Source organism: Chitinophaga oryziterrae, assembly GCF_009758125.1.
In the GTDB taxonomy this organism is placed as follows: Bacteria; Bacteroidota; Bacteroidia; order Chitinophagales; family Chitinophagaceae; genus Chitinophaga; species Chitinophaga oryziterrae.
The window spans coordinates 1-26,321 of the sequence record NZ_WRXO01000011.1 but is presented as its reverse complement, the minus strand read 5'-3'; the positions used below and the strand labels follow the sequence as shown (position 1 = coordinate 26,321).

At 44.5% G+C, this 26,321-nt stretch carries 12 protein-coding genes; 3 read left to right on the top strand and 9 right to left on the bottom strand.

Features of this window, described 5'->3' with window-relative positions; translation table 11 throughout:
* Nucleotides 1–52: 52 nt before the first annotated feature.
* Nucleotides 53–9,727 carry an Ig-like domain-containing protein gene (locus GO495_RS27420; RefSeq protein WP_157303147.1) on the bottom strand — a complete coding sequence of 3,225 codons (9,675 nt, stop codon included), beginning with the start codon at nt 9,725–9,727 and terminating at the stop codon, nt 53–55.
* Between the two features lie 297 nt (nt 9,728–10,024).
* Between GO495_RS27420 and GO495_RS27415 the strand changes: the two genes are divergently transcribed.
* Complete coding sequence (locus GO495_RS27415; RefSeq protein WP_157303146.1) at nt 10,025–10,654, top strand: response regulator; 630 nt, start codon at nt 10,025–10,027, stop codon at nt 10,652–10,654.
* 173 nt (nt 10,655–10,827) lie between these two features.
* On the opposite strand, the gene GO495_RS27410 is transcribed toward GO495_RS27415, so the two are convergent.
* On the bottom strand, nt 10,828–11,595 hold the full coding sequence (locus tag GO495_RS27410; RefSeq protein WP_157303145.1) for a rhamnogalacturonan acetylesterase: 768 nt from the start codon (nt 11,593–11,595) through the stop codon (nt 10,828–10,830).
* Between the two features lie 413 nt (nt 11,596–12,008).
* Between GO495_RS27410 and cysC the strand changes: the two genes are divergently transcribed.
* Nucleotides 12,009–12,569: an adenylyl-sulfate kinase gene (cysC, locus tag GO495_RS27405; protein ID WP_157303144.1), complete on the top strand. Its 561-nt coding sequence runs from the start codon at nt 12,009–12,011 to the stop codon at nt 12,567–12,569.
* Nucleotides 12,569–13,393: a sulfotransferase gene (locus GO495_RS27400; RefSeq protein ID WP_157303143.1), complete on the top strand. Its 825-nt coding sequence runs from the start codon at nt 12,569–12,571 to the stop codon at nt 13,391–13,393. The genes cysC and GO495_RS27400 overlap by 1 nt, the downstream gene beginning before the upstream one ends.
* A 34-nt stretch (nt 13,394–13,427) precedes the next feature.
* Here the strand turns inward: GO495_RS27400 and GO495_RS27395 are convergent, their stop codons facing one another.
* The 7 genes from GO495_RS27395 to GO495_RS27365 all read right to left on the bottom strand — a co-directional run bounded on the left by GO495_RS27395 (nt 13,428) and on the right by GO495_RS27365 (nt 26,119).
* Nucleotides 13,428–14,330 carry an alpha/beta hydrolase gene (locus GO495_RS27395; RefSeq protein ID WP_240915353.1) on the bottom strand — a complete coding sequence of 301 codons (903 nt, stop codon included), beginning with the start codon at nt 14,328–14,330 and terminating at the stop codon, nt 13,428–13,430.
* A gap of 129 nt (nt 14,331–14,459) precedes the next feature.
* Nucleotides 14,460–15,707: a glycoside hydrolase gene (locus tag GO495_RS27390; protein WP_157303142.1), complete on the bottom strand. Its 1,248-nt coding sequence runs from the start codon at nt 15,705–15,707 to the stop codon at nt 14,460–14,462.
* A gap of 168 nt (nt 15,708–15,875) precedes the next feature.
* A complete protein-coding gene (locus GO495_RS27385; protein ID WP_157303141.1) occupies nt 15,876–17,660 on the bottom strand; it encodes a RagB/SusD family nutrient uptake outer membrane protein in 1,785 nt (594 codons plus the stop codon).
* 19 nt (nt 17,661–17,679) lie between these two features.
* On the bottom strand, nt 17,680–20,850 hold the full coding sequence (locus tag GO495_RS27380; protein ID WP_157303140.1) for a SusC/RagA family TonB-linked outer membrane protein: 3,171 nt from the start codon (nt 20,848–20,850) through the stop codon (nt 17,680–17,682).
* A gap of 298 nt (nt 20,851–21,148) precedes the next feature.
* A complete protein-coding gene (locus tag GO495_RS27375) occupies nt 21,149–25,243 on the bottom strand; it encodes a hybrid sensor histidine kinase/response regulator transcription factor (protein WP_157303139.1) in 4,095 nt (1,364 codons plus the stop codon).
* Nucleotides 25,244–25,605: 362 nt separating this feature from the next.
* Complete coding sequence (locus GO495_RS27370) at nt 25,606–25,782, bottom strand: hypothetical protein (protein WP_157303138.1); 177 nt, start codon at nt 25,780–25,782, stop codon at nt 25,606–25,608.
* A gap of 109 nt (nt 25,783–25,891) precedes the next feature.
* Nucleotides 25,892–26,119, bottom strand: coding sequence for a SymE family type I addiction module toxin (locus GO495_RS27365; RefSeq protein WP_157303137.1), 228 nt, complete (start codon nt 26,117–26,119; stop codon nt 25,892–25,894).
* Between the last annotated feature and the right edge of the window lie 202 nt (nt 26,120–26,321).

Below are 26,321 nucleotides of genomic sequence, written 5' to 3'. Positions count from 1 at the left end.
AATTTGTTTTCTTTAAAAGTCCCGGCAATATTCATTGCCGGGACAACTCTCTTTATCTCGCTATAACAACTGTCATATTATAAGTTGCATCCTTCACAGTCACCAGTAATACATAAGTACCACCCGGTAATCTTTGTACATTCAGTCCTACTACACCATTCTTGATAGTGACCGGCTGGTTCATTAAAACCTGTCCCGCCATATTCGTCAGGCTCACCAATCCTTTCGCATTGTAGATCCCAGAGAAACGTACATTCATCACTTCTGTAGCAGGCATTGGATATACCTGTGCAATACCCTCCGTTGGCTTCATATTGATAGATAAGATATCTGACGCAACGTTGCCGTTACCGATAATATCAACTGCCGCAGCGGTAGGGACTTCTATTGTTACGATGCCATTCTCCGCAGAGGTAACCAGTATCTGGTAAATACCCGAAGATACCTGTGTGAAGCCGGTTACTTTACCGTTCGTCACCACCACATCATCCCAACTGAATCCACTCACTGCATCGGAGAAGGTGACAGTTACCGTTAAGGTGCTGTTCACAATAGCCCCTGCACTGGCATTGGAGGTAAGGACAACAGTAGGCCCTTTCAGCGTAACAGTTAATATAACCGTTTCACTATGTCCGCTTTCATAAGTACCATCAGCTTTTGATGCCGTTACATAGATGTTATGCGCAGATTCTGATAATGGCGGATTGTACTTGTAAGTCCAGTTTCCATTTGCATCTACCATCGCAGTACCACTCTTCGTACCATCTGTGTAGATGGTGATCAGTGTACCAGGTTCACCCTGACCGGTAATATTTGGTGTCGTTGTGTTTGTTTTACCATTAACACCTGGCAGTCTTGGAGGCAGCGGAATATCCGGAGTATGTGCATCAATGGTGAAGTTTAATGCAGGGCTGGTGGCGCTGACATTACCCGCAGCATCTGTTGCCGTTACAGTAACCGCATGCGCCGCATTGGAGAGCGGTGTCTCAAATGTATAAGTCCATTTACCGGTGCTGTCTGCTTTGGTAGTACCCACTGCTACCCCATTGTCGTAGATAGTCACCGTCGTATTCGGATCTACCGTACCTGTTACAGTTGGCTTACCATTAGGGACTACACCATTCACCACAGCATCTACCAGTACAGGTGTGTACGGAGTTGCCGGTGGTTTGGTATCTATTACAATATTCAATGCAGGACTGGCTGATTCACTACTGTTACCTGCCTGGTCCGTAGCCCTTGCAGTGATCGCATGTGCCCCATCAGTCAATGCCGCCGGGAAAGTGAAAGTATAATTACCGTTGGCATCCACCTGGGCAGTACCAGCAGCCACACCATCAGCATAAATTGTAACGATACTGTTTGGTTCAGCTTTACCGGTAACCGTTGGTTTAGCGTTATTGGTAAGATAATCGCTGGTACCTGCTAATACCGGTGCTGTTGGCGTACCCGGTGCATGTGTATCTAAGGAGAAGTTCAGTGCAGGACTGGCAGGACTTACATTACCTGCGTCATCCGTAGCCGTTACCGTTACCACATGAGAACCGTCTTCCAGTGCAGTAGTAAAAGTATAGGTATAATTTCCACTGGCATCCACGATAGCAGTACCCACTACAACACCGTCATTATAGATAGTCACGGTACTGTTTGCTTCTGCTTTACCCGCGATATCCGGAGTGGCATCATTGGTAATATTATTCGATCCGCTCATTAATACCGGCGCTGTTGGTTTGCCCGGGGCATGTGCATCTATCACAATGCTCAATGCAGGACTGGCAGGACTTACATTACCTGCACCATCGGTGGCTGTTACTGTAATACTGCGGGTACCATCCAGCAGATCATTTACAAATGTAAAGGTGTAATTACCGCTGGCATCTGTAGTAGCAGTACCTGCTTTTACGTTATCACTGTAAATGGTGATGGTGCTGTTGGCAGCTGCGGTTCCCCTGATATCAGGAGTAGGGTCCGTTGTTTTGTTATTGCTGCCACTTACCAATACAGGAGCTGGCGGTGTAGCCGGAGCAGAGGCATCAACGGTGATGTTCAATGCAGGACTGAAACCACTTACGTTACCACCGGCATCAGTTGCCGTTACCGTGATAGCATGAGCGCCATCCGCCAGGGCTGCTGTAAATGTATACGTATAATTACCGCTGGCATCTGCGGTAGCAGTACCCACTTTCACCCCATCCAGGTAAATGCTTACGGTGCTGTTAGCTTCTGCCTTACCGGTAATATCCGGTGTAGCGTCGTTGGTTACACCATTATTACCACCCACCAGTACAGGAGCGGCCGGTGTAACCGGTGTGGTAGTATCTACTGTAAAGCTCAGGGCAGGGCTCATTCCGCTGGTATTACCTGCGGCATCCTTCGCCTTCACGGTAACACTGTAAGTACCATCCGCCAGGGCTGTTACGAATGTGTAAGTATAATTACCGCTTGCATCGGCCGTCACAGAATCCAGTACGGTACCACCTTTATAGATGATGACAGTAGCATTTGCTTCTGCTGTTCCTTTGATCGTTGGCTTACTGGTAATAACAATACCATTTGTTCCACCTACCAGTAGCGGAGCTGCTGGTGTGGATGGTTTCTGTGTATCTACCTTAATATTTAATGCAGGACTGAATGCGCTTACATTCCCTGCTGCATCTGTAGCAGTAACAGTAATGGCATGTGCACCGTCTGCCAGTGTAGTGATAAATGTATAGGCATAATTACCGCTGGCATCTGTAGTAGTAAGACCTACCCATATACCATCGCTATAGATATTGATCGTGTTGTTAACACTTGCTGCTCCTGTAATATCCGGAGTAGCATCGGTCGTTATACCGTTAATACCACTTACCAGTACCGGTGCGGCCGGTGTAACCGGTTTAACAGTATCTATGGTAATATTCAATGCAGCACTCGCAGCACTTACATTACCCGCTGCATCTGTAGCTGTAACAGTGATCGCGTGCGCACCATCTGTTAAGTTAGCCGGGAATGTATAAGTATAATTACCGCTGGCATCTGCTGTTGTAGTACCAACCGCTACCCCATCGCTATAAATCGTTACTGTGCTGTTTGCTTCTGCTACTCCTTTAATATCCGGTGTAGCATCATTGATCAAACCATTGTTACCGCCTACCAATGTTGGTGCAGCTGGTGCAGATGGTTTGGTCGTATCTACTGTGATGCTCAACGCAGGACTTGCTGCACTTACATTACCAGTTGCATCTTTAGCTTTTACAGTAATGCTGTAAGTACCATCAGGTAAAGCCGTTACAAATGTGTAGGTGTAATTACCACTGGCATCTGCAGTTACGGAATCAATAGCGGTTCCACCTTTAAAGATGATGACAGTCGCATTCGCTTCTGCTACACCCTTAATCGTCGGTTTATTTGTATTGATCACACCATTGTTACCACCTACCAGTACAGGGGTCGCTGGTGTAGATGGTTTAGTTGTGTCTACCAGTACATTCAATGCAGGGCTGGCAGTACTTACGTTACCTGTTGCATCGGTGGCTGTTACGGTAATCGCATGTGTACCATCTGTCAGTGAAGTAGTGAAAGTATAAGTATAATTACCGGAAGCATCTGCAGTAGTAGTTCCTACTGACACTCCATCACTATAGATCGTTACGGTGCTGTTTGCTTCTGCTACGCCTGTGATAACTGGTTTATCATTACCACTTACTTTAACCGGTGCGGCCGGTGTAACTGGTTTAGTTGTATCAACTATTACAGTTAATGCTGCACTAACATCACTCACGTTACCTGTTGCATCGGTAGCAGTTACAGTAATGGCATGTGTACCATCTGTCAGTGAAGTAGTAAATGTATAAGTATAATTACCGGAAGCATCTGCCGTAGCTGTGCCTACAGATACACCATCACTATAAATAGTTACCGTGCTGTTTGCTTCGGCCACGCCTGAGATAACTGGTTTATCATTACCACTTACTTTCACAGGTGCGGCTGGTGTAGTTGGTTTAGTTGTATCAACTGTTACATTCAATGCAGGGCTGGCAGTACTTACGTTACCTGTTGCATCGGTAGCAGTTACGGTAATCGCATGTGTACCATCTGTCAGTGAAGTGGTGAAAGTATAAGTATAATTACCGGAAGCATCTGCAGTAGTAGTTCCTACTGACACTCCATCACTATAGATCGTTACGGTGCTGTTTGCTTCTGCTACGCCTGTGATAACTGGTTTATCATTACCACTTACTTTAACCGGTGCGGCCGGTGTAACTGGTTTAGTTGTATCAACTATTACAGTTAATGCTGCACTAACATCACTCACGTTACCTGTTGCATCGGTAGCAGTTACAGTAATGGCATGTGTACCATCTGTCAGTGAAGTAGTAAATGTATAAGTATAATTACCGGAAGCATCTGCCGTAGCTGTGCCTACAGATACACCATCACTATAAATAGTTACCGTGCTGTTTGCTTCGGCTACCCCTGAGATAACTGGTTTATCATTACCACTTACTTTAACCGGTGCAGATGGTGTAGCTGGTTTAGTTGTATCAACTGTTACAGTTAATGCTGCACTAGCATCACTTACGTTACCTGTTGCATCGGTAGCAGTTACGGTAATCGCATGTGTACCATCTGTCAGTGAAGTGGTGAAGGTATAAGTATAATTACCGGAAGCATCTGCGGTAGTAGTTCCTACTGATACACCATCACTGTAAATAGTTACCGTGCTGTTTGCTTCGGCTACCCCTGTGATAACGGGTTTATCATTACCACTTACTTTAACCGGTGCGGCTGGTGTAGTTGGCTTAGTTGTATCAACTGTCACATTCAATGCAGGGCTGGCAGTACTTACGTTACCTGCTGCATCGGTAGCAGTTACAGTAATAGCATGTGTACCATCTGTCAGTGAAGTAGTGAAGGTATAAGTATAGTTACCGGAAGCATCTGCAGTAGTTGTGCCTACTGATACACCATCACTATAGATAGTTACCGTGCTGTTAGCTTCTGCTACCCCTGTGATAACTGGTTTATCATTACCACTTACTTTAACAGGTGCGGCCGGTGTAACTGGTTTAGTTGTATCGACTATTACAGTTAATGCTGCACTAGCATCACTCACGTTACCTGTTGCATCGGTAGCCGTTACGGTAATCGCATGTGTACCATCTGTCAGTGAAGTAGTAAATGTATAAGTATAATTACCGGAAGCATCTGCCGTAGCTGTGCCTACAGATACACCATCACTATAAATAGTTACGGTGCTGTTTGCTTCGGCTACCCCTGTGATAACTGGTTTATCATTACCACTTACTTTCACAGGTGCGGCCGGTGTAACTGGTTTAGTTGTATCTACTGTTACAGTTAATGCTGCACTAGCATCACTTACGTTACCTGTTGCATCGGTAGCAGTTACGGTAATCGCATGTGTACCATCTGTCAGTGAAGTGGTGAAGGTATAAGTATAATTACCGGAAGCATCTGCAGTAGTTGTGCCTACTGATACACCATCACTATAAATAGTTACGGTGCTGTTTGCTTCGGCCACGCCTGAGATAACTGGTTTATCATTACCACTTACTTTAATAGGAGCTGTCGGCGTAGTGGGTTTAGTTGTATCAACTGTTACGTTCAATGCAGGGCTGGCAGTACTTACGTTACCCGCTGCATCGGTGGCAGTTACGGTAATCGCATGTGTACCATCTGTCAGTGAAGTAGTGAAGGTATAAGTATAGTTACCGGAAGCATCTGCGGTTGTAGCGCCTATTGACACACCATCACTATAAATAGTTACGGTGCTGTTTGCTTCGGCCACACCTGAGATAACTGGTTTATCATTACCACTTACTTTAACCGGTGCTGCTGGTGTAGTTGGCTTAGTTGTATCTACCAGTACATTCAATGCAGGGCTGGCAGTACTCACGTTACCCGCTGCATCGGTGGCAGTTACGGTAATCGCATGTGTACCATCTGTCAGTGAAGTAGTAAATGTATAAGTATAATTACCGGAAGCATTTGCGGTTGTAGTGCCTATAGACACACCATCACTATAAATAGTTACGGTGCTGTTTGCTTCTGCTACTCCTGAGATAACTGGTTTATCATTACCACTTACTTTAACCGGTACAGATGGTGTAGCTGGTTTAGTTGTATCAACTTTAATACTTAATACCGGACTAAATGCACTCACATTTCCTGCTGCATCTTTATCCTTCACCGCAATACTGTATGTAGCATCAGGCAATGGTACTAAGAATGTATAAGTATAATTGCCACTGGCATCTGCGATTACAGAATCGAGAACTGTACCATTTTTATAAATGTATACTTTGGAATTAGCTTCTGCCGCACCAGTAATAGTAGGTGTGCTGGTACCAATATAACCATTGTTACCACCCACCAGCACAGGTACTGTTGGTGTAATAGGTATACCGGTATCAATGGTGATCGTCAATGCAGGACTTGCGCCGCTCACATTGCCAACTGCATCCTTCGCCTTTACTGTAACGGTGTAAGTACCATCCGGTGCAGCTGCCGGAGGTGTATAAGTATAATTACCACTTGCATCTGCAAGAACAGAATCAACTGCCACACCATTATTAAATATGATGACTGTAGTATTTGGATCTGCAGTCCCCTTGATAGTTGGCTTGTTGTTATTCGTCACGCCATTATTACCACCTACCAGTATGGGTACAGCAGGAGTAGCAGGCGGAGTGATGTCAACTTTTATACTTAATGCAGCACTTGCAGCGCTTAAGTTACTGGCAGCATCCCTTGCTTTTACGGTAATGCTGTAAGTAGCTTCTGGCAAAGGGGTAACAAATGTATACGTGTAATTCCCGGTAGCATCGGCAGCAACAGAATCTATCAACGTACCATCCTTAATGATGAGTACCATGCTGTTTGCTTCCGCAGTACCTTTAATAGTTGGAGTTGCACTACCGATTACACCAGCAACACCGCCTACCAATGTTGGAGCCGGAGGAGTAGCCGGTGCCGTCAGATCTACCTTTAATACAAAGGCATCGCTGGAAACACTTATGTTCCCTGCAACATCGGTTGCGGTAACTGTAATAGAATGTGTGGCTACCGTTAAAGCGGGAGAAGTAAAAGTCCATTTACCGGTGGCATCTGTTGTTACAGTACCTTTCGATACACCATCTACATATATAGTTACCACAGATCCTGGTTCAGCAGAACCTGTTAATGCAGGTGTTGTTGTATTAGTAGCAGCAGCAGAACCGGATGCCAATGCTGGTGTACCAGGTTTAGCAGGAGCAGTACGGTCTACAGTTACCTGGAATACCGCACTCATAGCGCTTACTACAGAAGAAACCGTACTGGTTGCAGTAAAGTTATAAGTCCCATCTTTCAGGATAGTGCCGGTATAATCAAAGGTCCATGCGCCGCCGCCGTTAGCGGTTGTGGTGCCTATCACACCAATATCCTCAATATATACTGTAATGAGTGCATTTCCAGGACCGGTACCTTTTATAATCAGGGTAGAATCACTGGTAATCTTATCAGTGGTACTTGAACCATTGTCATTAGTAATAGTAGTAAACACTGGTCCTGCCGGAGCATTTCTCACCACTCTGCTGTAATCAATATTCATTACGGAATCACTTGGATATCCGCCATATTCAATTACGTACCCCAGCGTAGAACTGAGGGGAAGGTCGTTCCATAACAGGGTGTTCAGCTGAACATACTGTTCATTGGTTCCCTGATAATTATTTGGTTCACCGCTGTTCCAGTTCATGTAAGCGCCCGCTACTGCAACCGGGTTGTTAAGACCGTTGGAAATGGCCGTTCCTTTTTCAGGACCGGTTACCCAAAAGTAATGACCATCTGCCGCTGCCTGGTTAGCATATAAAGTACTGCCTTTGGCAGCATTCACTTCCAGGTAATTATCTGTTGCACCTATCCAGCCGGTAGAGGCCAGTTTTGCTCTTATGTAATCATTTTCTGCCTGGGAAGTAACTGTTGCCAGGTACCCCTGCATACCATAGAGTGTTTTGGCGGCAGCGGCTGTTTTTGCGTTGGCCCAGTTTACAGCAGTTGTAACTGCTTCATAATAATGTGGTTTGGAACCTACAGTTAACGTAACGACACTGCCCAGTACAAAGCGGATCACCCTGTCTGAAAGATTACCACTGGTTGTTCTGAAGGTCACTGTTCTGTAGAAAGCCTGCCATTGGGCAGGGGTAGCTGTTCCCGTGAAAGTTGCGATACCGGTAGCCGTACTGTATGCCCCTGTTACACCAGTAGGTAAAGTACCCCATCCTATTACATCATTGGCAACAAAGCCGGTATCAATATATACACGTCCGTTAGTAATGGTCGCACTTCCTTTTACCAGGATCTGGTTATCTATTACAGTAGCTGTTGTAAAAGCAGAAAGCTGCACTTTACCCTCATTGGAAGAAGTAACTGAAGCAGCGGTAGCACCTGGCGCTGAGGTAGCCAGCGTAAAGTAATCCCCTTTTGTAAGACTTACACCAGAGATACATACCCTGTCTCCAAATACACTCACGCCTGAACTTACAATACTGGCATCGCTAAAGTTGCCATCTTTATCTATTAGTAAAGCAAAATTGGCAGAATTCGATTCATCGATCCCTAACCCTTCCAGGTTAAAACAGATATCTACTGTACCTACAATACCTGTAAGGTCCGCCCTCCATATTTGTGTGAGGCGGGAATTATAAGCAGGGGGTGTTTCCAAAGAAACACCATAGCCTGCACCGTCATTGGCAAATGTAAGTACCGCACCTGCAGAAACTGAAGACGGGTTGCTTACAATAGCGATACCACTGCTGGCACTTGTAATGGTAGGGTTACCGGAACATGCGGATGCTGGTTTACCTATACCATTGATATTGTTATTGATAGGAGCGCCTAATGAATAATAAGAGCCGATATTACTAAAATCGATCCCATATTTATCGGCCAGGTACCTGTTCACTGTTTCCAGCTCACAATCAGTGAGTTTGCGGTTATAGACCACAATTTCACTTATATCCCCGTTGAAATAGTTATCATCCCCGTCCAGGCCTATCTTAAAAACAGATTGACCGCTGGAGGCAGCAGTCATATCGGTAAATGCAGACAATTTCTTTCCATTGATATATACAGCGGAAGCATTACTGGCACCTGTATTGACCCCGGCCGTGACCAGGCCACTATACACCCCGGTAACCAGCCTCGTTTCCCCAACGGTGGAAGCCCCGGTTATGACCGATGCGGTCCCCCCCGTCGATAAGCTACCGTCTGTGGTCCCTGTACTCCATTTGGAATTAAAGAAACGTTGCTGACTTCCATTATCATTACCCCAAACAGCCTGGTTATTACCGTCATTGGTTCCCTGGCGGTATACAGCAAAGATTGTTACTTCCGGAGAAGTAACCGCCCTGATATCCAGTCCATTCACGGTAAAACCTGTACCCGAACCAGAAGAAGTTCTGTTAAAATGTATAACCGGTAAACTATTGGCGCCCCCACTTGTATATATTGCAGTATTGGTACCCGTTGATGTAGCATTATGCGCGCTGCCCGATTTGTCCAGCCAGGTAGAAACAGTATTCCCAATAGTTGGTGCTGTTCCACCTGCGTTTACATCGGAAGCGTCCAGCCACAAAACGGCTCCGCTATTTACACCGGCAGGGCCTGTTTGAGCTGATAAAAAAATGCTGTATAGGCAAAACAGTATGGTAATGCCTAAACATTTAGGTAGAAATAATCTCATTTTTACATTTAATTGATTAGCAGATGCTTATATTACGTTTAACGCAGACATAAGTCTTGTACCATATTTTTATCAAGGCCTGATTTTTATGCGGACGCTCACGACACTGTACTTCATATGGCACAAAAATACATAATATAAATTTCTATTTTATTAGAATTTATTTCGATATATTGTAGTAATATTACTACAAATAGTAAGTTGTCATAACATGTTCGTGCGGCCCTTTTCCATTTTATTACTTATATCTGTTTGATTATATCATGTTGTCACGTATTTTTACACAATAACTATACTATGCCTAACATATTAGTTGTAGATGATCAGGAAGTAGTCCGGTATGGAACTACCCTTATCCTGCAAAAAGCAATTGAAGACGTCCAAGTTAGTAACGCCAGTAGTTTTGATGACTCCCTGAAAATGCTTTCCTCAAAGCAATTCGACCTGGTCATTCTGGACATAGATATGCCCGGGGGAAATAACCACCAGATGCTGGACGTAATAAGACTTAGACACCCCGAAATCAAGATTCTCATCTTTTCCAGTTATGATGAACAGATCTTCGGGTGGAGATACCTGGAAGCAGGTGCAGATGGCTTTCTTTCCAAGAAAACGGGAATAGAGGAGATAAAGAATGCCGTAAAAAGTCTGTTGAGAGATGAAAAATACCTGAGCCCCCTGTTAAAACAGACACTGCTCAATAACGTCAGCAATAAGAAATCAAATACTTCCAATCCTTTAGATCGCCTGTCTAACCGGGAAAGTAATATCATGCAGCTACTTATAAAAGGTGCAAGCGTAGCTGAAATTGCACAAAAGCTTAGTTTACAGATCTCTACCGTAAGTACTTATAAGAAAAGGATCTGTGAGAAATTACAGGTATCCAATATCGTAGAGATGATTGAAAAAGTGCAGCTATACAGTTAGAGACCCGGACGTTAACTGTTTTTCTATATTCGTTACCCCTCGCCTTCGCTGTACGCATCACTATATTATTTACTTCCTTATATAACCGGCTTCAGCCGAAAATACTGACTATTCCCTTGAAAAGAAGATTCCGGGAAACGGAAAGGCTTTGATAAGCAATAAAGCGGCGCTCTTCATCTGCCTTTCAGGTACTTATTTAAAGTGAATCCTTTTAATGATTTAATCCCTTCCACTACTTCCGCGGCATTTAATTTAGCCCCTGCTTCAACAGTATGTGTATGATCTAATGTTCCAAAATAGGTGCTGGCTACCTTCGTCTCTCCTTCTTTATCATAAACGTCTGAAATAAGCCCATTTAGCTCTATAAACAGCGCCCCTTCCTTCCCGGCCACCTGTTTAGCCCAAAGTCCGTAATCTTCTGTAGAACGGGCTACTTTGCCCTCTTTCCATACATTACGGGGAATAGGGGAACAAACCACCGGAATAGCGCCCTTAGCCTTTGCTTCTTTAATCACTTTGCTGAGGTACCAGCCATAGGTATGTACCACTTCCTGCTGTTTGGTAATAGGATTAAAGATTTCCTTACTTTCTTCTCCTGTTCCTTTAATAGTACCACGGGCACGGGCAGTATCATCCAGTGGCCCCCCGTCATTATGCCCGAATTGCATGATCACATAATCTCCCGGTTTTAATTTAGCCAGCACACTGTCCCATAAGCCTTTAGTCTGGTAAGAGCGGCTGCTGGTCCCACCCAGTGCCCGGTTACTGATACTTATACGGGTAGTATCGAAGTAATCTCCGATAAAATGGCCCCAGCCCCATTGGCCATTATCTCCTTTATCTTTTCCATTTTTAACGGTAGAATCTCCAATCAGGAATAAAGTGGGTTTACTTTGCTGGTTTCCAATAAACAATAATACAATCAAAAGCAGTTTGTTCATAACGATAGCATATTACAATTTATAAATTCTCAGTCGACAGCAGGGTAAAGAATACACCCGGTAATAATTTCATCGTTATGCATTTTTATCTCCGGTATAATCAGCGCCAGTAGTCTGCTTCATCTATAAAAACTCTTTCCAGGTGATAAGCCGGGATATTTAGTCTATTAATACTGTAGACATAAATATATTAATTTTTTCAGCAGCAGGCAGAACTTTACGTTTTTCAAATGTCTGATTCACTAATTCAATAAACATTTTGGCGGTAGGTCGATAAAATTCCTGATTTCATCTATAATTGGACAAAGTTTTCCCTTGTAATTGTAATTTGTCTATGCGAACTACAAAAACTATCCTTCCGTTCAACCTGTAATTTTAACCTGCAGCATATTCAACCAGTAAATTGATATGCGATGATAATACAACTATGCGGACTCTCCGGAGCAGGAAAGACAACAATTGCGACGAACGTTAAGCGAAAAGCAATTGCTTATCACACTCCCATTGAAATCATCGATGGTGATACATATAGAGAATTCCTCTGCAAAGATCTTGGCTTCTCCAAAGAAGACCGCTGTGAGAATATCAGGCGCTTAGGCTTCGTTGCCAGCAGGCTCTCCGATCATGGTATCGTATGTATTATCAGTGCTATTAACCCTTATGATGAAATCCGTCATGAGCTGGCTGCTACTTACGAACATGTAAAGACAGTATATATAGATTGTCCGGTGAATGAACTTATTACCCGAGATACAAAAGGCCTCTACAAGCGGGCTTTACTGCCGGACGGGCATCCTGATAAAGTATCTAATCTAACAGGTATCAATGATCCTTTTGAAGCGCCGGCAAATCCTGATTTACATCTGCGCACAAATGAAAAGTCGATCAATGCCTGCACCAGTGAACTGTTCGCTTTTATCAGGAATACTATTTCTTCACAACTGTTACCCGTACACGCTCAAATAAGAAACTAATGACAGACAGCAAAGTTTTAGTGATTACCGGTATGCACCGGTCAGGTACCTCATTGCTTACACAGTGGCTGTACAAATGCGGTATGCATGTGGGAGATCACTTCATGGGCGCAGGTATAGGCAATGAAGACGGGCATTTTGAAGATCTTGATTTCTATCAGTACCATAAAAACGTCCTAAAAGATTATCATTTACCGGAAGATGGAATGATAGATGAACCACTCGTAACCCTCTCAGACGGGCAACTGCATGAGATGAGGAAACTGGTAAACCAGAAGAATGCCACTCAACAGCAATGGGCATGGAAAGAACCGCGTACCTGCCTGTTCCTTGACCATTATCGTCAACTACTTCCCGAGGCCCGTTATCTCGTTATTTTGCGGGATTACCGCAGCGTGGTCAGTTCTCTTATCAGCAGGATATACAGCAGGACCTCGTATAAATATTCTCAGAAAAAAGGATTCCCTAAATTCTTCTGGGAATATTTTAAAAAGCCATTCCGGAAAAGACTATTACTCAATAAACACAGCGAACATTTTTTGCGGGTATGGATTGCCTATAATGAGGCAATCCTTCATCACCTGCAGCAGCTCAATCCGGCACAATACCTGGTGGTAGACCATACCGCACTTTCCGATAACAATAAACAGGTATTTGAACACCTGTCCGATACCTGGGATTTCAAACTGGAATATTATAATTACAAGAACGTGTATAAAGAGAATCTGCTGAGTAAGATACTTGACATAGGACATTATGTTAAAGACAAATCTCTATTAGTAAAAGCGAATGATTTGCAAGAGCAGTTAAAAGTAATGGTATAACAAACAATGGTAAATTCTCAATGCCTTATCAGTATCATTCCGGGGATATTGGCGGCATTCCTTCACCCGTATAAACATATTTGGAGAAATCTGAAGTATCAACAGGTTTAAAGAGCAACTGGGAAAACATATATAAACCATTCTTCCAGACCTTAAAATCATGCACCCCTGGTTCTATGTAATATATATGCGGAACGCCCTTTTCTTTCAGGTAATCATGTGTGCGTTTGCTATATGTTATAAGCCGGTCACTTGCTCCGCAGGAAATCCAAAGCAATCTGAGCTCCTTTTTAGCGGCTTCCGGATCGGGAACCAATTCTTCGGGCATTTTGGTATTGGGAGCCGAAGAAAACCCTCCCACCCAGGCAAATTTATCCAGGTTACCCAGCCCAAAATTAAGGGACTGTCCGCCTCCCATCGACAGGCCCGCTATAGCCCTGTGTTCCCTGTCACTTAAAACCGGGTATTGCTTTTCAATGAATGGTATCAGATCATTTAACAGATCTTTTTCAAATGTTGCGAAAGCCTGTACCTTGTCGGGCGCCATAATATTACCGATGGCGCGGTCGTCCTCCATGGCTCTGCCATTTGGTAACACGACAATCATGGGCTCTATTTTGTGTTCTGCATACAAATTGTCCAGGATCAGTTGCGGCTTACCGCCGTTCAGCCATTCCTTTTCATCACCACCAATGCCGTGAAGGAGATATAAAACCGCATATTTCTTCTTTTTGGAAAATCCTGGAGGTGTGTATATTAATGCTCTTCGCTGTGTTCCAACCGTTTTAGAGGTATAGCTGATAGTGTCGATCTTACCATGGAGGATATCCGCACGCAGGCTGTCGAAACCGGCTGGCGCCTGTTTAACAATGTTTTGCGAAAAAGCGGGGACAGCCAGTAGCAAAAGAAAAGATAAAGCAAAAAGCAATTGTTTCATACGTGGTATTTTTATGTAGCAATATTAAGAAGATAAACAACGCTAAATATCCAAAGTATCCCTGCTTCTATTTAGCGTTGTTTATAGTAAGCTATAATTTTAACTGTTTCATTGATCAGGAAATAACCATCAGTTAGAAACCAGGGTGGTTATGCTGGATGCAGGCAGGTTGATCCCAAAAGCATTATTTGAAATGCCCAGGGAGCTTGAATCCATGTTGGACGAACTGGTAGTTACATAACGATTGAAACTGTTAACCGTTATCCCGCTGATAGTAAATGGCTGATAGGTGACCGCAGCATTCGTATTAATGGCAACGATCACAATTTTTGAACCGCTCTTGTAAGCTGAAGTATATACACCTGTGGTCGGATTCCCCGGGCAGGCAATTTTAGTGTATCCCGGACGAACGTACCTTGCAAAGTGCGCCATAACATAGCCTACCTTGGTGATATTGCTGTTCTCATCTATCGGCCCGTACGAACGGCGGATGTACCACCACACATAAGCAGCCCATCCTGCCGTCATACAGTCATGAATCTCTTTTGCCGCATTCATGGCGTTGGGCCAGTCGTTACCACTGATGGAAGAATTGGTATAATGCTCGGTCATCCATACCGACTTCCCGATGTTGCCTAAATTATAGGGCGTTTTTCCATAAATATGTCCGCTTACAAAAAGCGTTTTTGATTTTGCCGTAGCATTGCTCAGGTACGTATTAATGAAAGTCTGGTCCATATTAAATGGCTCCGGACACATAATGGGAGCACCGCAATTGTTGCCCTGGGCAGCAACGAAATCAGCTATCTCTGTAGCTGATGCGTGCATCCAGCCTGAGGCCATATAGTTAGGTTCATTCCATGGGGATAATGCATAAACGCCACCTACGGCCTGAGTATAGGCACTTAAGTGAGCGGCATAATCACCCCATGCACTGGCTCTCAGATAAAGTCCGTCCATCATGGAAGAAGGAGCGTTCCAGGCGGTGGCAATTACTTTCGCGCCATAACTTTTGGCCGCATCGATAGTAGGTTTTTCTGCGGCAAACTGGCTGCTGGTGGTAGGGACCATCACACGCAAAATGCTCATCCCGATGCCACTGCCGGCAGAAAAGGCTTTTGTTCTCTGGTCTGCTGTTAAGTCTCCGATCCAGATTGGAACGCTCATACCTCCAAAACCCTGGATTGTTTGTTGTACAGTGTTGGCATCAATTGTAGCAGTTGCCATTATAGCAACATCGGCCGCACCTTCTGCAGCATTCCCTTTTTTATCAGGTACAATTTCTTTTGAATTTTGCTGCTTCACGCAAGAGGAAATAATTAAACTGAGGGAAAGAAATGACATTCCCAGGGTTCTGAGAAAAAGGGTTGTTTTCATAGTTAATTCTGTTAAGTAATTCAATAGTTTTTACAAAACGGCAGATGACTCCGCATCAGTAATGCGGGCTGCTAAATCGGAGGTTTTTTTCTCATGGTTTTCATTTTGAGGGTTGTAATTCTAAACGTGGACATTCAATATAAACCAGCATTCAAACTATTTTTCTGATCAGTTCCCATACCACGGGTTTTGAGGAAATGCGGGCCCTTCAGTCACCAGGTCTATCTGCTGCTGAGGTATAGGCCTCAACATATGTTGCGGCAGGATATTGGCTGCTGCCTCATCATTGTATTGTTTAACTCTCGCAACAAGTGTTTTTGTCCGTGAAAGATCGTACCACCTGTTACACTCACCATACAGTTCCCTTGTGCGTTCGTCCAGAATAAAATCAAGTGTTACCTCCGTAGGGCTAATAGTTTGTGCAGCCACCGCAGCAGCATACTGATCGGGAGTTTGCCCTGGTTTCAGCGCAGCCCTTATTCTCAGCACATTCAGCATATCGGCCGCCTGCTGTAGTGTTCCGCCTCCTTTCAGCGCCGCTTCAGCTGCGATCAGGTAAACTTCTGAAAAACGGAACAGGATATAAGGTCTGTCAGAATAATCGTTCATATCAGCTCTTGTGGAATCATCCCATTTCCGCAGAGAAGGATAAAGCAGGCTGGTATAAGGTACGGTTGCACCAGGCAGATAATCAGGCTCAAAAATAATTCCCCTGAAAGCGGCTCTTTCAGCCGGTGTCACCACCCTGTCTGCCATCCAGATGGCGGTATCAATGCCATTGACAAGCGTGCCCCGTGGAGTAGCCGCACCCGAAGTACCTTTCACTGAACCGGGTACACTGTTGGATAACCAGATCGTCTGAAAGGTGCCGTCATACCGCGAGTCAGTAGTCCTGTTCGCAAAAGCCACATTCAGTACGTAGCGCATATTAGGCCTTATCCTTTGCCAGGGACGGCCATTCTGCACATCTCTCACACAAATGTAAGCTCCACCTGCATCAGGATAGTTGGCATTTACGGTAGGATAATTCGGACGGAAAAAGAAGTTGGATTTATTTTCTTTCAGATTACCAGCGCCTGTGCCGGTCTGGGAATTCTCACCAAATTTCAGGTCTTTGTTATGGTCAATGACCATGATGGTCTCCCTTCCATATTCATTACCTTCCAGGAACCCCTGTGCAAAAACGGGCCAGAGGTCAAGGCCGTACGTACTTTTATTGTCGATGATACTTTTAGCTGTATTAAATGCGTCGGTGAAGTCACTTCCTTTGGCCGCGGCAGACCATCCGCGCCATAAATAGGTCTTTGCCAGCAGGTAGAGGGCCGTCGCTTTATAGGCCGGTTTACCCAATCCGGACGCCGGCTGGTTGGGCAGCTCCGCAGCGGCATCCTGCAAATCTTTAATGATCGCATCATATACTCCGGCGATCGGCGTCCTGCTATCGGCAGCCACCGCTTCTGTATTGTAAGTAAGGTGCAGGGGAACATCGCCAAAGGTTGTCACCAGCTGGAAATAACAAAATGCGCGAAGGAACTTAGCCTGAGCCAGCAGTTGCGATTTTTTGTCTTCATCCATCTGGGCATCAGGGCCGAACTGAAGGACCCCGTTAATTGTATTAATGTCTATGTACATAGAATTCCATAGGCCGCTGTAGTCATTTGTGTTGCTCTTCATCAGGGATGAATAGGTAAAGTTGTGCTGAACGTCCGCAGCGCCGCCCCTGATCATCTCGTCTGTCCCGCCGTTAAATAACTGCGTAAAGATTTGTGTACCCCAATGACTGCGGAAAGAGGAGTATATTCCTGTTATTCCACCCTCTAAACCCTCGGGTGTCCTGAAATAATCAGGATCAATTGTTGCGCGGGGCTGTTCTACCAACACCTTCTTACAACCTTCCCCGGCTATCAGCAATGCCACCATCAGCAGCCATGATATTTTTATATTCAGTTTCATTTTAAACTAAGTTTCAGGATTAGAATTTAACGTTTACACCAAACATATACTGGCGTGTGGGAGGTACGCCCATGCCTACCGTAATAGCCCTGCCCGTTACAGGTGTTCCTCCCGCTGTAGAACCTACTGCGTTGCCGTTGCCATTACCTTCCGGATCAATACCAAGTCCGTCACGCACAAGGGGGGCCCAGAGGATAAACGGGTTCTGAGCGGCCAGGTATAACCGAAGCGAACTAAGGCCCATTTTATTTGTAATCTTTGAAGGAAGATTGTATCCCAGGTTGACAGACCTTATCTTTATAAAAGAGCCGTCGCGGTAAGACAAAGTGGACGTATACTGTAAAGCATCCCTGCTTGCATCAGGCTGGGGGAAATCATTGGTGGGATTATCCGGTGTCCAGTAATTCACTTTATGTTGGTTGACACGGCTGTTCATAAAAAAAGGATAACCGGCTGCACCACCATCAGCAGTGAGATAGGTAACAACCACCGTTTGTCCGATACGCCCAAACGTTACAATATTCAGATCGAAGTTTTTATAGGCGAAACGATTAGTGAACCCAAATACAAAGTCTGGCTGAAAATTGCCGATCACCTGGCGGTCTTCAGCACCAATTGTTCCATTACCGTCAACATCCTGTATCTTGATATCCCCTGGAGCTGCTCCATACTTTCCGGCATTGTCTTTTTCGCCAAGTTGCCATATCCCGGTTTTTTTTACGTCATAAATTACGGTCAGCGGTTGTCCCACATACCAGCCATTGCCGATGTCCTGTGTCAATCCGGGTTGCAGGGCTACGATCTTCTCCCTTGCCATGGAGAAATTCAGATCCGTATTCCATGTAAACCCGGCGCGACTTTTTACATTCAGGCTGCTGAGCGTTAATTCCAGGCCATGACCGGCTGTTTTCCCCTGGTTGACAAGTACTGAGTTAGCTCCTACGCTTCGTGGCAATTCCTTGCTCAGCAGAATGTCTCTCGTATTGACATTATAATATTCGATGGCTCCGCTCAAACGATTATTAAAGAATCCAAAGTCCAAACCTATATTGTATCCCCTGGTAGATTCCCATGTGAGATGAGGATTGGGCAATGTGTTGATCAGGTAACCTGACACGAGGTTCACATTGGAAGAAGTGCCGGAACCATAGTTGTAGAAATTGGAAGACAGGCTTCCTATAGTTGTATAAGGTGCAATCGTTTGATTTGAGCTCACGCCCCATCCGGCCCTTAATTTAAGATTGTCTACCCAGTGCACGTTGTGCATAAAACGTTCGTTACTCAGATTCCACCCCACAGATAGTGCAGGATATGTAAACCATTGATTGCCGGGAGCCAGTACGGAAGCGCCATCGGTCCTTACTGTGGCTGTTAACATATACCGGTCGTCATAAGAATAGAACACGCGCCCCATATAAGATAGCAGCCCCCGATCGCTGTAGCCGGACGAATTTGCCGTCAACGAGTTCACCAATTGATAATTATAGTCCTGTATATAGTCCGCCGGTACGCCCTGTCCGTTGAACTGTTGGCTCTGATTAAAGTTTTTTACCACTTCGTGCAACGCTGTTGCCTGTATCTTATGTTTCTCTGCGAAGGTCTTTTCATAGGTAAGCGAGTTGTCGACAGTATAGCTCCATGTTTCATCGTTCGACTGGCTTAGTGTGGCCCCGGCAGTGGTAAGGTTCGTATTAAACACGGTACCCGGGCCAGTATAGTTATTGTTCATGGTCTGTATCCAGTCGAGCCCCAGGCTGGTCCTGAACTTCAGTCCCTCTATGATTTCAAGCTCTCCATACACATTTGTCAATGTTCTGAACCTGCGTGTTCGGGCTTTGATCTTATCATTATTGCCGATGGAAGTAAGTGGGCTTATCTGGTTGGCATCATTGGACTGCTGTATGGCGGGCTGGAGGTTAATACTACCGTCAGCGTTATAAGGAAGATACAGTGGGCTTAGCCTGGTTGCCGAGCCAAAGGCGTTCGTATTAATACGGTTGGCCCAACTCATTATATTGGTGGTTGTCAATCCTACCTTTATGCGTTTGCTCATCTTGTGATCAATCGCGATACGAATTGATCCGCGGTCAAAGCGCTGGTCCGGTATAATACCTGTTTCACGAAAGACACCGAACCCGAAACTGTACAAGGTTGTCTCATTACCACCGGCAACACTGATATTATGATCTGTCCGGATAGCTGTGGTCAGTAAAAGTTTCTGCCAGTCCGTATTAACACCATTGGCCAGGTTTTCCTTTTCAATTGGGGTAAGTGCATTTGGGTGGGGATTGTTTGGATTCGGCTGACCTTGTTTTGCGGCTTCTTTGAAAGCCGCATATTCCTGGCCGTTAAAAAGGTCGTAGGTACCCATCGCCTGCGAAATCCCTACATAGCCGTCATAACTGGTAACAGGCTTACCGGCCCTGCCTCTTTTTGTAGTAATGATAATAACCCCTCCTGATCCCCGCGACCCGTATATGGCCGTCGCGGATGCATCTTTCAGTATATCAATATTTGCAATATCACTGGGATTGATATCATTAATACTGCCACCTGAAAGAGGTATGCCATCTACCACCAGTAAAGGGCCGTTCTGGGCATTATTACTGCTGGAACCCGATGCAAGGGAACGGTTGCCCCTGATCCTGATCTCCCCGCCAGTACCTATACTTGAACTATTGCTTACAATATCAATGCCCGCAGCTCTTCCCTGTAGCTGGTTGTAAACATTGGGCGCACCTATTTCCCTTAATGTTTCTCCCTTAACAGAGACCGTCGCCCCTGTCACATCCTTTTTCTTTGCTGTACCATATCCTATAACCACCACCTGTTCCAGATCACTGACTGTAGATTTTAGTGTCACGTTAACAGTCGTTTGGTGGTTGATGGCTATTTCCCGCGGCACAAATCCTACCGAAGAAATCACCAGTGTTCCCGTAGCCGGCGCTGCGAGTTTGAAAAAGCCTTCATTATCACTCAGAACACCCGTTCCGGCGCCCTTTACCCGGACGCTTGCGCCTGGAATACCTGTTCCGTTGTCGCTGATAATGCGCCCGGCAACATTTATATTCTGTGCTTTTGCATAGGGTGTCAGTAAAACAATAAATAAAAAAGGCAGCATCGTTTTCCCCAATAGGAATGTAAAGGAGGTTGACGCTTTTTGGAAGCTGTGCGTAACCGAAAAGTTCATAATCGTGGTTTTATTTCAATTTGTAAAATGCAAGCACCTAAAATGCATTCTTTGCACACATGGCATCAACGTGGTCAACTAAGGGTCAAACCAAATACTTTCCTGTCGCTTTAATGTCAATATGACAATTAGTGGAATTTATATTATTAAATCAGTCAGGCGAATGTAGCCTGACTCCTGCAAGAGCCATGGCTCATTTGTAAAAATGAATAGCACAAATGTTTAAACGGGTAGATTTTTTACAGGTAGGGAAGTCCTTGTAAATGCGTGCAGGTGTGAATAGTCAACTTAGCTCTGTTTAATTGACAGTCCGTTTTTTTAAAAGTTGGTATTCCGAAGGCAAAATGTTGAATTTAGCTTTGAAAGCCCGGGCAAAATAATTGGGAGTGGAAAATCCGACAGCATAGCCGATCTGTGCAATTTTCATATCGCTGTTTTCCAAAAAGTCGGCAGCCTTATTCAGTTTAATGGACCGGATAAATTCTACAGGGGTTTCACCGGTCAATTGTACCATCTTATTGTACAATGACGCACGGCTCATAAAAAGGTGTTTACTTAATTCTTCCACTGTCAGATTACTGCTGTTAATGTTGGCCTCAATATATTGTGTAATCTTCAGCAGGAATTTTTCGTCTTCCGATTCCACTTCAGCAGCAGGCATCACTACCTTTAATTGACGGGTGTAGGTGTCCTTCAAACTTTGATTCAGCAATAACAGGTTCCTGATCCTGACATTTAATATATCAAAATTAAAGGGTTTGGTGAGGTAGTCGCTGGCGCCTGTTTCGAGACCTTTTAGCTGGGAAGCGTCGCCAGTCAGCGCTGTTAACAGAATAACCGGGATATGGTTTGTCCTTTTGTCTGCTTTAATTTTCTGGCTTAGCTGTATGCCGTCCATATATGGCATATTAATATCGCTCACAATCACGTGAGGATGAACAGAAAGTACCTTTTGCCATCCTTCTTTCCCGTCTGCCGCCTCTGCGATTTTGTAAAATGGTTTTAAATTATCTTTCAGATAGTATCTAAAATCGTCATTGTCCTCGATCAGCAGCACGGTCAGTCTTTCAGTAGCCTGTTGTTCCAATCCGGGACCAGCTCCGGGCTGGCCGCTGGTCTCAACGTGTTCACCTGTGCTCATCGCCGGTTGATCTATATTATCAGGTTGTTCCTGTACCGGCTCCAAAGGTAGTTGAACAGTGAAAATGCTTCCTTTTCCGGGTATGCTTTCAACATTTACTACACCGCCGTGCATTTTCACGAACTCCAGGGTAATGGAGAGACCAATACCGCTACCCTGGTTCAGTATGGCGGGATTATTGTCGCCCTGGAAAAACCGGGTAAAGATCTTCTCCTGCACTTCCGGAGTCATGCCGATACCGGTATCGGCAACCACGATTTTGAGACCCGAAACCGGATCGTGGTCAATGCTGAGCGATATCCGGCCACCTTTCGCTGTGAATTTAAAGGCATTGGACAAAAGATTAAACAGTATCCGCTCAATTTTATCTTTATCAAAGACCGTGTAAAAACGGCTTAGGGTACTTGTAAACGAGAAATTGATCTGCCTGCGTTCAGAAATATCTTTAAATGATTCCAGTACTTCTCCAATAAAGGATACGATCTCGCCTTCCGTAAGATTAATTTTTTGTTCCTGTTCTTCGAGCCTGCGGAAGTCCAGCAGTTGATTTACCAGGTTTAAAAGCCGCCTGGCATTGCGTTTCATGAGGTTAAGCTGCCCCAGTTTTTCCTCGCATTGTTCCTGCTGGATCAGCTTTTCAACAGGAGCTATGATCAGAGACACCGGTGTCCGGAATTCGTGGCTTAAATTGGTGAGATATTTGATCTTGACCTGCTCAAATTCACGCAACCGTTCAGCCTCTCTCCTCTCCAGTTCCATGTCCTGCCTGATCTGAAGACGTTCCTGTTCAAGTGCAAACTTATTTTTCAGTTTTCGAATACCGCGGTAGCGCAACCCCCATAAGATAAGTCCCGCTGTAAGCACATAGAAAACATATGCATATACAGTAAGCCAGAAAGGAGGCCTTACATAAATATCCATAGTCGCTTCCCCGGTATTCCATGAACCGTCATCACTACTTGCTTTTACCCGGAAGACATATTTCCCGGGTTGCAAATTAGAAAATGTTGCCGTCCGGGACGTGCCTATGTCATTCCAGGTTTTATCAAAGCCCTGCAACATATATGAGTACCTGCTTTCCTGCGGTGCCGTATAGTTCAACGTTGTAAAGTCTATTGAAAAATTCTGCCTGTAGTCCAGCCTTATCTCATCAGCCACTGAAATATGCTCTCTGATCGCAGCTTTGTCGCCAGGTATCACTGAACTATTGGCGATCCTCAGGTCGGTAAGCACTATCTTAGGTATGTTCCTATTATAATTTAATAGTTTGGGATTGAAATAGTTAAATCCATCCAACCCACCAAAAAACAGTTCTCCTTTGCTTGTTTTGAGTCCTGCCCCCAGGCAGAATGTACTTCGCTGTATGCCGTTATAATGAAAATAGTTTTTGAATCTTCCGGTTAGCGGGTCAAAACTGCTGATACCCTTATTAGTGCTAACCCACATTTTGGCAGCATCGTCTTCCAGTATTTTATAAATGACAGCATTGGGTGCTCCCTCCTGTTCAGAGTAACGGATAAATTTCTGAGTATGGGTGTCGAACAGGCATAATCCTCCTCCGTGTGTGCCAGCCCAGATCCGGCCGTTATCACCCGCATAAATGGTCTGTACTTCGTTGGCCGGCAGGCTGCTGTTCATATGGTTAAACACCCTGATTTTTTCAAGGGAAGGATCAAGCATCACTATACCAGCCCCCATCGTACCGATCCAGATATTGCCGGCTTTATCCTCTTCGGTTGTCCGGATAAAACCGCGGGTCAACACTTTAATATCATCGGGATACTTGCGGTCCTGATCAAAGCGGCGAAATTCTCCTGATACGGGATCATAGATGTTCACACCGTTTCCGTTAGTGCCAATCCAGATATTTCCTTTGTGGTCCTTTTTAAGACAAAAAATATCATTACCGGAAAGATCTTGCGGACCGTCACCTTTCATGTAATGTCTTACCCTGCCTGTTTGGATATTAAGCACGTATATGCCCTGCATAAACGTCCCGATCCAAAGCTCACCATCTGCCCGTTCCAGTGCGAGAACTGCCGGAGGTTTACCTTGTCCATAGAACAATGGATGATCGAACAAACCGGTACCTCTGTGATACAAATTGATACCACCACCATCCGTTCCTACATAGATATCTCCATTCTTATCTTCAGAAAAAGAAGTTACGATCGGAGCTGTTAATCCCTTTGGGTCAAAGGGATCGCTCTTCCGAAGGTTAAAAAAAGTGAGGTTCTTATCATATTTGCTAACGCCGCCCTGATACGTCCCGACCCAGTAAATACCCTTCTCATCTATATAGATACTTCGGATGGACTTGCCGTGTAAACTATACCTGTTCCTGGCATCATGCTCCACCCTGCGCGATGTCTTTTTCTGCAGATCGAAGATGTTCAGTCCTTCTTCTGTGCCTACCCATAAGCTGTTTGGATTCTCTGCTGCGATTGCCCAAACCCAGTTGCTGCTCAGTGTTTGCTTATCTGTTTTGCTATGCCTGTAACTACGGAACCCTTTTCCATCGGGCCGTAACATACTTAAACCACCATCGTCGCTGCCAATCCACAAATTACCGTTAAGATCTTCTGTTATTGCCTTTATCGAATTATCCGGAATCGACAGCGAGTCTGCCGGATTATGCGAAAAATGTTTAAAATCATTCGTACTTCTTTGATAAAGGTACAATCCTGCGTTTCCGCCTACCCATAACCGGTGCCTGCTGTCTTCAAATATGCAGGTAATGATATTTGACACAAGCTGCCCGGGCCTGCCGGCGTTAGCGATATACCGGGTCGTTTTCCCGGTCCGGGGATCGAGCATAAACAGGCCAATATAACTTCCCACCCATAGATTGCCTAAATGATCACTGAACAGGGTACGTGCTGTATTATTTAAAGTGAACTGATAATTAATAAAGCAGTCCTTTTTACGGTTATAAAGAGATAACGTCGTATTTGTTCCGATCCAAAGGTTGCCCAACCGGTCTTCGTGCATTGCAAGTACTGAATTGGCGCCAATGCTGGTCGTATCGCTTTCTTTGTGCCTGTAAACCGAGAAATTAACTCCGTCGAATTTGTTAAGACCATCGTCTGTCCCAAACCACATATACCCATATCTATCCTTCACTATAGCCGTAACAGTATTGGACGACAGGCCATCTTCACTGCTGAAATTCACGAAGTTAAGGTCACTTTGCTGCGAAATAGCTACATGGGGCAACAAAATCAAACAAGGTATGAAAAGAATATATTTCATAATAGCAGGTAAATTAATGGATCTATTATTATAAACGCAAGATCACCCAAATCATGAAAATAATTTCGCTCTTCGCCATAGCAATGAATGATAACAGTTACTATCTGAGGTGGACGCTATTCTAACTGCAAAGAGGGAGAACAAACAGTATGTCTACAGTGTGAGACATCGGGGAGACTCTATATGTAGAACATACGTTGGAGATAGTTTGAACATACTTTGGCCATTTCCGAACCGACCAAAGTATGTTCAAGCTATCTCCGACGTATGTTCAAAGTATGTTCTACATATAGAGACTTCCCGAACACTCTCCGCACACTCCCTAATGTTTTTGACTAATGAATGATCCGGTAGAGGAATTATTACCCGCCAGGCGGCTCCTTTAATAACTGACGCCACCTGATCAGCAATTCCTGGATATTGTCTCCACTGAAGATGATCTCTTTTCCATATGCCGCATGGAATGCTATTTCATCTTCCGGGTTTACCCCTATGATATTTAACTCTTCTTTGTTTGTTTTAAGCAGATAGTGTTTCATTATTGTTTGGACTTATTTTGTTAACAATCAACAGATTAACTGGATATTTTTCCTGTAAAGAGCTAATCTTATTTTAGTTCGTAATGACAGCGTTTGCTATAGTTGCTACTTAGTGTTTATGATCCCCACGCCCTGTTATCTTTTTAATGACCAGTTTACCGTGCCCTACCCTAACCTCTATAGGATCTCCTACCTTAAAACCAAGCTTTTCCATCCATAAACCTCCCATTCGCAACCACGGTACTGCACGATAACCGGAGCGGTCATCACCATAAATATTCTGTACTTCCTGGCTACGACCATGCACTTTAGCCAGCCTGATTCGCTTCTTTTCCATATAAAAAATTTTGTTTCCAATTTCTCTACTAAAAAAACGATTGTTAGTCTATCTTTATAAACCATGACTTTAGATTGTCTAGAACGGAGGCCATTGGGCCATCGATTTCGGTGATACTGGGCCACCCGTTTCGGGAATCATTGGGCCAAAATTAAACGATCTATTTCGGAGGTCATTGGGCCAAATTGCACAACCGTAAAAC